A 12775-nucleotide genomic window follows, 5' to 3' on the forward strand; every position below is an offset into this window, starting at 1 on the left:
GCCATGTCCCGCCGGGGCCGACGAATCCGAAAGGGTCGGATTCGTCTAACGGAACGGCCGGCAGCCTTCGGGCGCAACCGGTAAAATGCCGAACCATGAAACCCGAAATCTGGACCCCGCATGTGACGGTCGCCGCGCTCGTCGAGCGCGCCGGCCGCTTTCTCGTGATCGAGGAAGAAACCTCGACGGGCCTGCGCATCAACCAGCCGGCCGGTCACCTCGAAGCCGGCGAAACGCTGGCCGACGCGGTGATCCGCGAAACGCTGGAGGAAACCGCGCACCCGTTCACGCCCGACGCACTCGTCGGCGTCTATCTCGCGCACTACGACCGCCCCGGCAGCGCCGGCGCGACCTACCTGCGCTTCACGTTCTGCGGCACGGCCGGCGAACCGGTCGCGGGCCACGTGCTCGACGACGGCATCGTCCGCACGCTGTGGATGACGGCCGACGAGCTGCGCGCCTGCAGCGAGCGCCATCGTTCGCCCGCGGTGATGCGCTGCGTCGACGACTATCTCGCCGGGCGGCGCATTCCGCTCGATTTCGTACACACGCACTCGGTCGCCCCGCGCCCCGAGGCATTCGAACGTCAGGCGGTCGGCAAATGAGCAAGCGCCGTGTAGTGGTGGGCATGTCGGGCGGCGTCGATTCGTCGGTGACCGCGTGGCTGCTGAAGGAACAGGGCTACGACGTGGTCGGCCTGTTCATGAAGAACTGGGAAGACGACGACGACGGCGAGTACTGCTCGACGCGCCAGGACTGGATCGACGTCGTGTCGGTGGCCGACCTGATCGGCATCGACGTCGAAGCCGTCAACTTCGCGGCGGAATACAAGGATCGCGTGTTCGCCGAATTCCTGCGCGAATACTCGGCCGGCCGCACGCCGAACCCCGACGTGCTGTGCAACGCCGAGATCAAGTTCAAGGCGTTCCTCGACCACGCGATGTCGCTCGACGCGGAAATGATCGCGACCGGCCACTATGCGCGCGTGCGCGAACGCGACGGGCGTTTCGAACTGCTGAAGGCGTTCGATCACACGAAGGACCAGTCGTACTTCCTGCACCGGCTGAACCAGGCGCAGCTGTCGAAGACGATGTTCCCGCTCGGCGAGATCCCGAAGACGAAGGTGCGCGAGATCGCCGCGCAGATCGGGTTGCCGAATGCGAAGAAGAAGGATTCGACCGGCATCTGCTTCATCGGCGAGCGGCCGTTCCGCGATTTCCTGAACCGTTATCTTCCGACGAAGCCCGGCCCGATGAAGACGCCCGACGGCAAGGTGGTCGGCGAGCACATCGGCCTCGCGTTCTACACGTTCGGCCAGCGCAAGGGCATCGGGCTCGGCGGCAGCAAGAGCGGCAGCGGCGAGCCGTGGTTCGTCGCCGCGAAGGACATCGCGTCGAACACGCTGTACGTCGTGCAGGGCCACGATCATCCGTGGCTGCTGTCGCGCGAACTCGTCGCCGGCAACGTGAGCTGGGTCGCCGGCGAGCCGCCGGCGGACGGCTTCGCGTGCGGCGCGAAGACGCGCTACCGGCAGGCCGATGCGGCGTGCGTATTCGGTCGAGCCGCGACAGGTCGGGCCGCGCTAGGCCGGGCCGCGATCGACGCCGCGGCAGCCGGCCCGGCAGGCGAGGCGCGCTTCTCGCTCGCGTTCGACGATGCGCAGTGGGCCGTCACGCCCGGCCAGTCGGCCGTGCTGTACGACGGCGAGATCTGTCTGGGCGGCGGCATCATCGAATCCGCGGCGACCGGCCAGCCCGGTCAGGCTGCGGCGGCGGCCCACGCGCCGGCGCTCGCCGAAGCACGCTGACACCCATTCGGTTTAGACTTGCGGCACGCCGCGCCCGGCGGAACACGATTCCGTCGTGGCCGGCGCGCCGCCTTCGCAGCGTACGCATGGCGGTATCTCAAGATTCTTACGGAGTCCCCCATGCTTTCCAGACGCTACCTCGCGATGTGGTGCGCCGTCCTGCTGCTCGTCGCCGCGGCCGCACTCGCGTCGGTCCACCTCCTTTCCTGGCTGTGGATCGTCATCCCCATCGCCCTCGTCGCACTCGGCCTGTACGACCTGAACCAGGATCGCCACGCGATCCTGCGGAACTACCCGCTGTGGGGCCACTTCCGCTTCCTGTTCGAATTCATCCGGCCTGAAATCCGCCAGTACTTCGTCGAGGACGACACCGACGAAAAACCGTTCTCGCGCGCGCAGCGCAGCCTCGTCTACCAGCGCGCGAAGAACGTCGCCGACAACCGCCCGTACGGCACCGAACTGAACGTGAAGGCCGTCGCGCACGAATGGATCAGCCATTCGCTCGCGCCGACGAAGCTGCCGAACCACGATTTCCGTATCCGCGTCGGCGCGAATCGCGCGCAGCCGTACGACATTTCGATCTTCAACATCTCGGCGATGAGCTTCGGCTCGCTGTCCGCGAACGCGATCCGCTCGCTGAACCTCGGCGCGAAGAAAGGCGGGTTCGCGCACGACACCGGCGAAGGCTCGCTGTCGAAGTACCACCGCGAGAACGGCGGCGACATCATCTGGGAAATCGCGTCCGGCTACTTCGGCTGCCGCAACGACGACGGCACCTTCAACCCGGACAAGTTCGCGAAGCAGGCCGCCGATCCGCAGGTCAAGATGATCGAGGTGAAGCTGTCGCAAGGCGCGAAGCCCGGCCACGGCGGCGTGCTGCCGGCCGCGAAGATCACGCCGGAAATCGCGGAGACGCGCGGCGTGCCGATGGGCAAGGACTGCATCTCGCCCGCGACGCACTCGGAATTCTCGACGCCGCGCGGGCTGCTCGAATTCGTCGAACGGCTGCGCACGCTGTCCGGCGGCAAGCCGACCGGCTTCAAGCTGTGCATCGGCCATCCGTGGGAATTCTTCGGGATCGCGAAAGCGATGCTCGAGACGGGCATCGTGCCCGACTTCATCGTCGTCGACGGCGCGGAAGGCGGCACGGGCGCGGCGCCGCTCGAATTCACCGACCACGTGGGCGTGCCGCTGCAGGAAGGACTGCTGCTCGTGCACAACACGCTCGTCGGGATCGGCGTGCGCGACCGCGTGAAGATCGGCGCGAGCGGCAAGATCATCACCGCGTTCGACATCGCGCGCACGCTCGCGATCGGCGCGGACTGGGTGAACTCGGCGCGCGGCTTCATGTTCGCGGTCGGCTGCATCCAGGCGCAGCACTGCCATACCGACCGCTGCCCGACCGGCGTCGCGACGCAGGACCCGGTGCGCCAGCGGGCGCTCGTCGTGCCCGACAAGGCCGAGCGCGTGTACAACTTCCACCGCAATACGCTGCATGCGCTGCAGGAACTCGTGCAGGCGGCCGGCCTCGCGCATCCGTCCGAGCTGCGCGCGCACCACATCGTGCAGCGGGTCGCGCCGCACGAAGTGCGGCTGATGTCGCAACTGCTGAAATACCTGAAACCCGGTGCGCTGCTCGACGGCCAGACCTGCGGCTTCTCGCTGTACGACAAGTGGTGGCCGATCGCGCGCAGCGATTCGTTCACGCTCGGCGAAGCCGTGTACGCGTCGATCGAGTAAAGCGCACGGCCACCCCGTTGCGACGGTGGCCGGCCCGCGCCGCAAAAGCAAAAGCGCCCCGCGGGGCGCTCTTGCTTTTCTTTCGTCTGGCGAATGCGTGAAGGCCGGGCCGCGGCTCAGTTCTGCGGCAGCGTATCGGCGAATGACGGTCGCTGTTGCAGCTTCACGAAGTGCTTGTCGAGGTTCGGGTGGCGATCGCGCCAGTTGAGCTCGGGCATCCGGAAGTCGAGATAGCCGAGCGCGCAGCCGAGTGCGATGTCGGCGAGCGTGTAATGATTGCCGACGCACCACGTCTTGCCGCCGAGACCCTGCGACATCGCGACGAGCGCGTCGTCGATCTTGCGTTGTTGGCGCGCGATCCAGCTCGCGCTGCGCTGCGCTTCGTCGCGCATCGTGTGTTCGAGACGGATCGCGACGGCCGCGTCGAGCACGCCGTCGCCCAGTGCCTCCCAGCAGCGCACTTCGACGCGCTCGCGGCCCGACGGCGGAATCAGCTTGCCGACCGGCGACAGCGTATCGACGTATTCGCAGATCACGCGGGAATCGAACACCGCGGCGCCATCCTCCATCACGAGGCACGGGACCTTGCCGAGCGGATTCGACGCGTGAATGTTCGTATCCGGCGCCCACACGTTCTCGAGCTCCAGCTTGTAGTCGATCTTCTTTTCGGCAAGCACGATCCGCGCCTTTCGGACGTACGGGCTGCTGAGCGAACCGATTAATTTCATCATCTGCCTTTTTAAGGGAACCGCCGCGAGTATACGTTGTCGCCGATCATAACCGGCCCGCGCGGCCGGGTAGAAAATCGGCCGTCCGGCCTGTGGATGGTTTGCAACAGCCGCCACGCGCGGCCCGGCCGGCGCGGCTTCCGGCCCCACACTCACGCACCGCGGCGCGCGGCGCTACAATCGCACGAATGAACGCGCCCCTCGATACCGCCATCGCCGTCGACGTCTACCGCCAGCGCCGTGAACGCGTGCTTGCCGCACTGCGTGCCGCGGGCGGCGGCGTCGCCATCGTCCCCACCGCGCCGGAAATGCTGCGCAACCGCGACACGGCCTACCCGTACCGGTTCGACAGCTACTTCCATTACCTGACGGGTTTCACCGAGCCGGATGCCGTGCTCGTGCTGAACGCGGCCGCGCCGCACGGCGCGCCGGAATCGATCCTGTTCTGTCGCGCCAGGAACGTCGACCGCGAAATCTGGGAAGGCTTTCACTACGGGCCCGACGCCGCGCGCGACGCGTTCGGCTTCGATGCCGCATTCGCGGTCGACGTGATCGACACCGAGATGCCGCGCCTGCTCGCCGATGCAGGCACCGTGCACTACCGGTTCGGCGCATCGGCCGAGTTCGAGCGCCGGCTCGCCGGCTGGATCGACGCGGTGCGCGCGCAGGCACGCACGGGCGTCGCCGCGCCGGACGCGCTGCTCGACCTCACGCCGCTGCTCGACGACATGCGGCTCGTGAAGGACGAACACGAACTCGCGATCATGATGCGCGCCGCGCACATCTCCGCGCTCGCGCACCGCCGCGCGATGCAGGCGTGCCGCCCCGGCATCCGCGAATACGAACTCGAGGCCGAGCTGCTGTACCTGTTCCGCAAGCACGGCGCGCAGGCGCCCGCGTACGGGTCGATCGTCGCGGCCGGCGCGAATGCGTGCGTGCTGCACTACCCGGCCGGCAACGCGGCCGCGCGGGACGGTGACCTGATCCTGATCGACGCCGCCTGCGAACTCGACGGCTATGCATCGGACATCACGCGCACGTTCCCGGCCAACGGCCGCTTCTCGCCCGCGCAGCGCACGCTGTACGACATCGTGCTCGCCGCGCAGCAGGCCGCGATCGACGCGACGCGCGCGGGCGTGCCGTTCGAGGCGCCGCACGATGCGGCCGTACGCGTGCTCGCGCAGGGGCTGCTCGATACCGGCATCATCCCGAAAACGCGCTTCTCGAACGTCGACGACGTGATCGCCGAGCGCGCATACACGCGCTTCTACATGCACCGCACCGGCCACTGGCTCGGGATGGACGTGCACGACTGCGGCGACTATCGCGAGCGGCTCGCCGCGCGCGACGCGAACGGCGCGCTGCCGTGGCGCACGCTGAAGCCGGGCATGACGCTCACCGTCGAGCCCGGCCTGTACGTGCGCGCGGCCGACGACGTGCCGCCCGAGTACTGGAACATCGGCATCCGCATCGAGGACGACGCGATCGTGCGCGAGCACGGCTGCGAGCTGATCACGCGCGGCGTGCCGGTCGCGGCCGACGAGATCGAGGCGCTGATGCGCGCGGACGCATGACCGGCCGCCGACCGTTACCTCCGTTTCACGAATCAAGATGACGACCGCTTCCTCGCCGGCCACGCCGGATTACGACCTCGCCATCGTCGGCGCGGGCCCCGTCGGACTCGCGCTCGCCGGCTGGCTCGCACGCCGCAGCGCGACCCAGCATGCGTCGATCGCGCTGATCGACGCGCGCGAACCTGCCGCGAGCGCGAACGACCCGCGCGCGATCGCCGTATCGTACGGCAGCCGCGTGCTGCTCGACACGCTCGCGTGGCCGGCCGACGCCACGCCGATCGAACATATCCACGTGTCGCAACGCGGCCATTTCGGCCGCACGCTGATCGACCGCGACGAACACGCGCTCGCCGCGCTCGGCTACGTCGTGCGTTACGGCTCGATCGTGCAGGCGCTCGCGGGCGCCGTGCGCGGCACGCGCGTCGACTGGCTCACGTCGACCACCGCACGCACGCCGCAGCAGGACGCCGACGGCGTCACGCTGACGCTCGACGGCCCTCAGGGCGAACGCACGCTGCGCGCGCGCATCGTCATCAATGCCGAAGGCGGGCTGTTTCATGAACGGCACGCCGATACGGGCAAGCATCGCCGCGATTACGGGCAGACCGCGATCGTGGGGACGGTCACGGTATCGGCACCGCGCCCGAACGTCGCGTGGGAGCGCTTCACGCACGAAGGCCCGCTCGCGCTGCTGCCGCTCGGCGGGCCGCGTCAGGCCGAGTATTCGCTCGTATGGTGCTGCACGCCCGACGAGGCCGCACGCCGCGCGGCGCTGCCCGACGACGCGTTCCTGCGCGAGCTCGGCGCCGCATTCGGCGAGCGGATGGGCCGGTTCGTCGCGATCGCGGGGCGGGCGTCGTTCCCGCTCGGGCTGAGCGCGGCGCAAACGCTCGTGAGCGGCCGCATCGCGATCGTCGGCAACGCCGCGCAAACGCTGCATCCGGTCGCGGGCCAGGGGCTCAACCTCGGGCTGCGCGATGCGCATACGCTCGTCGACGCACTCTCCGCGCAAGGCTTCGAAGCGACCGCGCTCGCGACCTTCAACGCGCGCCGCGCGCTCGACCGGCGCCTCACGATCGGCGCGACCGACACGCTGGCGCGCCTGTTTACGATCGACTCGGGCCCGCTTCCGCTGCTGCGCGGCGCGGCGCTCACCGCGCTCGAATTCGTGCCGCCGCTCAAGAAGGCGATCGCTCGCCAGATGATGTTCGGCCAGCGCAACTGACGCGCGGCGCACCGTACGGCCCCTCCGGGCACACCAGGCAAACCGGGTCAAATCGGCGGGGCATGGGAATACGGTAAAATGCCCGTTTTCCGCCTTCCCTTCCCCTGCCCGCGCGTGTCGCGGGCGGCGCCATTGCGATGCCCGTTATCGGCCCTCACGTATTGCGTAACAACCTGTTCGTCGCCCCGATGGCCGGGGTGACGGATCGTCCGTTCCGCCAGCTGTGCAAGCGGCTGGGGGCCGGTTACGCGGTGTCCGAGATGGTCGCGTCCAACGCGCAGCTGTGGAAGAGCGCGAAGACGATGCGGCGCGCGAACCACGAAGGCGAGGTCGAGCCGATCGCGGTTCAGATCGCCGGCGCCGATCCGGCGATGATGGCCGAAGCGGCCCGCTACAACGTCGACAACGGCGCGCAGATCATCGACATCAACATGGGCTGCCCGGCGAAGAAGGTCTGCAACGTCGCAGCCGGCTCCGCGCTGCTGCAGAACGAGCCGCTCGTGCAGCGGATCGTCGAGGCCGTCGTCGCGGCGGTCGGCACCGGGCCCGATGCGGTGCCCGTCACGCTGAAGATCCGCACCGGCTGGGACCGCGAGCACAAGAACGCGATCACGGTCGCGCGCCTGGCCGAAGCGGCCGGCATCTCGATGCTCACCGTGCATGGCCGCACGCGCGCCGACCTGTACCGCGGCGACGCCGAGTACGACACCATCGCGGCCGTGAAGGCGGCCGTGCGGATTCCGGTCGTCGCGAACGGCGACATCACGTCGCCCGCCAAGGCGAAGGCCGTGCTCGACGCAACCGGCGCCGACGCGCTGATGATCGGTCGCGCCGCGCAAGGCCGGCCGTGGCTGTTCCGCGAAATCGATCATTTCCTGCAAACCGGCGAGCTGCTGCCCCCGCCGCGGATCGACGAGATCCAGCACGTGATGAACGAACACCTGGAAGACCACTACGCTTTCTATGGCGAATTCACCGGCGTCCGTACTGCGCGCAAGCACATCGGCTGGTACACTCGCGGCCTTTCCGGTGCCAACGGGTTCCGGCACCGAATGAACACGCTCGATTCCACCCGCGAGCAGCTCGCCGCCGTCAATGCATTCTTCGAGGCGCAAAAAGCGCTGTCGGACCACCTCGTCTACGTCGATGACGAAGCGGAAAACGGCCGGGGCGAGCCGGACGACCATAACCAGTTAGCAGCATGAGCAAGCACAACATCGAACAATGTGTCCGCGAGAGCCTGGACGTGTATTTCCGGGATCTAGACGGCTCCAATCCGCACGACGTCTATGAAATGGTGATGTCCTGCGTCGAAAAGCCGATGCTCGAGGTCGTGCTCGTACAGGCCGGCGGCAACCAGTCGCTCGCCGCCGAGTACCTCGGCATCAATCGCAATACGCTGCGCAAGAAGCTGCAGCAGCACGGCCTGCTGTAGGCGGCCGTCCCGTCCCCGTTTCCCTGGCTATTGGTGGTTCCATCATGATCAAGCAAGCGCTCATTTCCGTTTCCGACAAGACCGGCATCGTCGACTTCGCGAAGTCGCTGTCCGACCTCGGCGTCAAGCTGCTGTCGACGGGCGGCACCGCGAAACTCCTCGCCGACGCCGGCCTGCCCGTGACCGAAGTGGCCGATTACACGGGCTTCCCGGAAATGCTCGATGGGCGCGTGAAGACGCTGCACCCGAAGGTGCACGGCGGCATCCTCGCCCGCCGCGACCTGCCCGAGCACATGCAGGCGCTGGAGCAGCACGGCATCCCGACGATCGACCTGCTCGTCGTGAACCTGTATCCGTTCGTCGCGACGATCGCGAAGGACGACTGCACGCTCGCCGACGCGATCGAGAACATCGACATCGGCGGCCCGACGATGCTGCGCTCGGCCGCGAAGAACCACCGCGACGTGACGGTCGTGGTCGACCCGGCCGACTACGCGGTCGTGCTCGATGAAATGAAGGCGAACGGCAACACCGTCGGCTACCCGACCAACTTCCGTCTCGCGACGAAGGTGTTCGCGCACACCGCGCAATACGACGGCGCGATCACGAACTACCTGACCAGCCTGACCGACGAGCTGAAGCACGCATCGCGCAGCACGTACCCGGCCACGCTGAACCTGGCGTTCGACAAGGTGCAGGACCTGCGCTACGGCGAGAACCCGCACCAGAGCGCGGCGTTCTACCGCGACCTCGCGGCGCCGGCCGGCGCGCTGGCGAACTACCGCCAGCTGCAGGGCAAGGAACTGTCGTACAACAACATCGCGGATTCGGACGCGGCGTGGGAATGCGTGAAGACGTTCGACGCGCCGGCCTGCGTGATCATCAAGCATGCGAATCCGTGCGGCGTCGCGGTTGGCAACGACTCGGCCGACGCGTATGCGAAGGCATTCCAGACCGACCCGACCTCCGCATTCGGCGGCATCATCGCGTTCAACCGCGAAGTCGACGAAGCGGCCGCGCAAGCGGTCGCGAAGCAGTTCGTCGAAGTGCTGATCGCGCCGTCGTTCTCCGACGCCGCGAAGCAGGTGTTCGCCGCGAAGCAGAACGTGCGCCTGCTCGAAATCGCACTGGGCGACGGCCACAACGCATTCGACCTGAAGCGCGTGGGCGGCGGCCTGCTCGTGCAGTCGCTCGATTCGAAGAACGTGCAGCCGCACGAGCTGCGCGTCGTCACGAAGCGCCACCCGACGCCGAAGGAAATGGACGACCTGCTGTTCGCATGGCGCGTCGCGAAGTACGTGAAGTCGAACGCGATCGTGTTCTGCGGCAACGGCATGACGCTCGGCGTCGGCGCCGGCCAGATGAGCCGCGTCGATTCCGCCCGTATCGCGAGCATCAAGGCGCAGAACGCGGGGCTGACGCTCGCCGGCTCGGCCGTCGCGTCGGATGCGTTCTTCCCGTTCCGCGACGGCCTCGACGTGGTCGTGGCGGCCGGCGCGACCTGCGTGATCCAGCCGGGCGGCTCGATGCGCGACGACGAAGTGATCGCGGCAGCCGACGAGCACAACATCGCGATGATCCTGACGGGCGTGCGCCACTTCCGTCACTGATCGCCGCATGCGGCCCCCGCGCGGCCGCTGCACCGGAACCCGGCGGCATCACCTCCGCCGGGTTTTTTATTGCGCGGCGCCTTCGCGCGCGACCGCGCGACCGGCTTGCCGCCCCATTCGTTGTAGTATCGCTGCATCACGCCACTCTCCTCACTCATGCGAATTCTCGGCATCGACCCCGGTCTGCGCGTCACCGGCTTCGGCGTCATCGACGTCAGCGGCCATCGGCTCGCCTATGTCACGAGCGGCGTGATCCGCACGCCGACGGCCGACCTGGCCACCCGGCTCGGCACGATCTTCCAGGGCATCTCGACGATCGTGCGCGAACACGCGCCCGACCAGGCCGCGATCGAAAAGGTGTTCGTCAACGTGAACCCGCAGTCGACGCTGCTGCTCGGCCAGGCACGTGGCGCCGCGATCTGCGGGCTCGTCGCGGGCGGGCTGCCGGTCGCCGAATACACGGCGCTGCAGCTCAAGCAGGCCGTGGTCGGCTACGGCCGCGCGACCAAGACGCAGATGCAGGACATGGTCACGCGGCTGCTCAACCTGTCCGGCCAGCCGGGCTCGGACGCCGCCGACGCGCTCGGCATGGCGATCTGCCACGCGCACGGCGGCAACACGCTCAGCACGCTGGGCGGGCTCGCGCCGGCGCTCGCGCAGAAAGGGCTGCGCGTGCGGCGCGGCAGGCTGATCGGCTGACGCTGCCGCGCACCGCGGCCGCGCGCGTCGGCTCGACTGCGCGGGCTGCGTTGGCCGCCTCGGTCGTTTCACCCACGCCCGACATGCCCGCGACACGCGCCGCTTCGGCCTGACGGCCGCGCCCATCGGCATCGCGCCGCGCGTGCGCTACACTCGCGCTTTCTTCCTCGCATCCCGTCCTCCATGATCGGTCGCATCGCCGGCATCCTGCTCGAAAAGAACCCGCCTCATCTGCTCGTCGACTGCAACGGCGTCGGCTATGAAATCGACGTGCCGATGAGCACCTTCTACAACCTGCCGCAAACGGGCGAACGCATCGTGCTGCTCACGCAGCAGATCGTCCGCGAAGACGCGCACCTGCTGTACGGCTTCCTGACGCCGCAGGAACGCACGACCTTCCGCGAGTTGCTGAAGATCACCGGCATCGGCGCGCGCATGGCGCTCGCCGTGCTGTCCGGCATGAGCGTGCAGGAGCTCGCCCAGGCCGTGACGATGCAGGACGCCGCACGCCTCACGCGCCTGCCCGGCATCGGCAAGAAGACGGCCGAGCGCCTGCTGCTCGAGCTGAAGGGCAAGCTCGGCGCCGACCTCGGCGCGCTCGCCGGCGCGGCTTCGCCGTCCGACCACGCGACCGACATCCTCAACGCGCTGCTGGCGCTCGGCTACTCCGAGAAGGAGGGCCTTGCCGCGATCAAGAACGTGCCGGCCGGCACCGGCGTGTCCGAAGGCATCAAGCTCGCGCTGAAGGCGTTGTCGAAGGCGTAACACGCGGTCGATCCGGCCGTCGAAGCCAGTGTCGCGCCGCCGCGCGGCGCGCGCCAGTCGGCCGTTCGGCCAGGTGGCCCGGGCTCCGTCGCGCGGTACAATGGCCGCATGATTGAAACCGACAAACTCGCCACCGAGCAGCGGATCATCGCCGCCACGCCCGCCTCGTCGCACGAGGAGGTGTTCGAACGGGCGCTGCGGCCGCGCCAGCTCGACGACTACGTCGGCCAGGAAAAGGTCCGCGGCCAGCTCGAGATCTTCATCGAAGCCGCGAAGCGCCGCTCCGAGCCGCTCGACCACGTGCTGCTGTTCGGGCCGCCGGGTCTCGGCAAGACGACGCTCGCCCACATCATCGCGCGCGAGATGGGCGTGAACCTGCGCCAGACGTCGGGGCCCGTGCTCGAGCGCGCGGGCGATCTCGCCGCGTTGCTGACGAACCTCGAGGCGAACGACGTGCTGTTCATCGACGAAATCCACCGGCTGTCGCCGGTCGTCGAGGAAATCCTGTATCCGGCGCTCGAGGATTACCAGATCGACATCATGATCGGCGAAGGCCCGGCCGCGCGCAGCGTGAAGCTCGACCTGCAGCCGTTCACGCTGGTCGGCGCGACCACTCGCGCGGGGATGCTGACCAACCCGCTGCGCGATCGTTTCGGGATCGTCGCGCGCCTCGAGTTCTACGACGCCGATCAACTGTCGCGCATCGTGCGGCGCTCGGCGTCGCTGCTCAATGCGCAGATCGATCCGAACGGCGCGCTGGAAATCGCGAAGCGCTCGCGCGGCACGCCGCGGATCGCGAACCGGCTCCTGCGCCGCGTGCGCGACTTCGCGGAAGTGAAGGCCGACGGCCAGATCACCGCGGCCGTCGCCGATGCCGCACTTGCGATGCTCGACGTCGATCCGGTCGGCTTCGACCTGATGGACCGCAAGCTGCTCGAAGCGATCCTGTACAAGTTCGACGGCGGCCCGGTCGGCATCGACAATCTCGCGGCGGCAATCGGCGAGGAGCGCGACACGATCGAGGACGTGCTCGAACCGTACCTGATCCAGCAGGGCTTCCTGCAGCGCACGCCGCGCGGGCGCGTCGCGACGCTGCTCACGTATCGCCACTTCGGGCTGTCGGTGCCCGAGGCCCGCCGCACCGAACGCGACGAGTGGGATACTCCGGACGGGAAGTAGTCCGTCGCCCGAG

12 protein-coding genes are annotated in these 12775 nt (G+C 68.3%); 11 read left to right on the plus strand and 1 reads right to left on the minus strand.

The annotated features are described in order from the left end of the window. Nucleotides 1-95 precede the first annotated feature (95 nt). The 3 genes from C5F75_RS15700 to C5F75_RS15710 all read left to right on the plus strand — a co-directional run bounded on the left by C5F75_RS15700 (nucleotide 96) and on the right by C5F75_RS15710 (nucleotide 3547). Nucleotides 96-605, plus strand: coding sequence for an NUDIX hydrolase (locus C5F75_RS15700; RefSeq protein ID WP_059501004.1), 510 nt, complete (start codon nucleotides 96-98; stop codon nucleotides 603-605). After that, on the plus strand, nucleotides 602-1807 hold the full coding sequence (gene mnmA / locus C5F75_RS15705; protein WP_059581128.1) for a tRNA 2-thiouridine(34) synthase MnmA: 1206 nt from the start codon (nucleotides 602-604) through the stop codon (nucleotides 1805-1807). Before C5F75_RS15700 ends, mnmA begins: the two co-directional genes overlap by 4 nt. A 120-nt stretch (nucleotides 1808-1927) precedes the next feature. Beyond that, nucleotides 1928-3547, plus strand: a complete 1620-nt coding sequence (locus C5F75_RS15710; RefSeq protein ID WP_059581124.1) for an FMN-binding glutamate synthase family protein — start codon at nucleotides 1928-1930, stop codon at nucleotides 3545-3547. Nucleotides 3548-3663: 116 nt separating this feature from the next. Here the strand turns inward: C5F75_RS15710 and C5F75_RS15715 are convergent, their stop codons facing one another. Then, a complete protein-coding gene (locus C5F75_RS15715) occupies nucleotides 3664-4275 on the minus strand; it encodes a glutathione S-transferase family protein (RefSeq protein WP_059581211.1) in 612 nt (203 codons plus the stop codon). A 188-nt stretch (nucleotides 4276-4463) separates the two neighbouring features. Between C5F75_RS15715 and C5F75_RS15720 the strand changes: the two genes are divergently transcribed. From C5F75_RS15720 to ruvB, 8 genes are all read left to right on the plus strand, one after another. Continuing rightward, nucleotides 4464-5849, plus strand: coding sequence for an aminopeptidase P N-terminal domain-containing protein (locus tag C5F75_RS15720; protein ID WP_059581122.1), 1386 nt, complete (start codon nucleotides 4464-4466; stop codon nucleotides 5847-5849). Between the two features lie 37 nt (nucleotides 5850-5886). After that, a complete protein-coding gene (locus tag C5F75_RS15725) occupies nucleotides 5887-7074 on the plus strand; it encodes a UbiH/UbiF/VisC/COQ6 family ubiquinone biosynthesis hydroxylase (RefSeq protein WP_059581120.1) in 1188 nt (395 codons plus the stop codon). A 137-nt stretch (nucleotides 7075-7211) separates the two neighbouring features. Continuing rightward, entirely contained in the window at nucleotides 7212-8279 is a 1068-nt protein-coding gene (gene dusB / locus C5F75_RS15730; protein WP_059581116.1) for a tRNA dihydrouridine synthase DusB, read from the plus strand. Further along, nucleotides 8276-8509: a Fis family transcriptional regulator gene (locus tag C5F75_RS15735; protein ID WP_006476892.1), complete on the plus strand. Its 234-nt coding sequence runs from the start codon at nucleotides 8276-8278 to the stop codon at nucleotides 8507-8509. The genes dusB and C5F75_RS15735 overlap by 4 nt, the downstream gene beginning before the upstream one ends. A gap of 44 nt (nucleotides 8510-8553) precedes the next feature. Continuing rightward, nucleotides 8554-10119 carry a bifunctional phosphoribosylaminoimidazolecarboxamide formyltransferase/IMP cyclohydrolase gene (gene purH, locus C5F75_RS15740; RefSeq protein ID WP_059581113.1) on the plus strand — a complete coding sequence of 522 codons (1566 nt, stop codon included), beginning with the start codon at nucleotides 8554-8556 and terminating at the stop codon, nucleotides 10117-10119. Nucleotides 10120-10275: 156 nt separating this feature from the next. Continuing rightward, nucleotides 10276-10818 carry a crossover junction endodeoxyribonuclease RuvC gene (gene ruvC, locus C5F75_RS15745; RefSeq protein ID WP_104012434.1) on the plus strand — a complete coding sequence of 181 codons (543 nt, stop codon included), beginning with the start codon at nucleotides 10276-10278 and terminating at the stop codon, nucleotides 10816-10818. Between the two features lie 183 nt (nucleotides 10819-11001). Continuing rightward, nucleotides 11002-11583, plus strand: coding sequence for a Holliday junction branch migration protein RuvA (ruvA, locus tag C5F75_RS15750; RefSeq protein ID WP_031402135.1), 582 nt, complete (start codon nucleotides 11002-11004; stop codon nucleotides 11581-11583). A gap of 108 nt (nucleotides 11584-11691) precedes the next feature. Beyond that, complete coding sequence (gene ruvB / locus C5F75_RS15755; RefSeq protein ID WP_059581103.1) at nucleotides 11692-12762, plus strand: Holliday junction branch migration DNA helicase RuvB; 1071 nt, start codon at nucleotides 11692-11694, stop codon at nucleotides 12760-12762. Nucleotides 12763-12775 lie beyond the last annotated feature (13 nt).

Source organism: Burkholderia anthinoferrum, assembly GCF_002925705.1.
Taxonomy (GTDB): Bacteria; Pseudomonadota; Gammaproteobacteria; order Burkholderiales; family Burkholderiaceae; genus Burkholderia; species Burkholderia semiarida.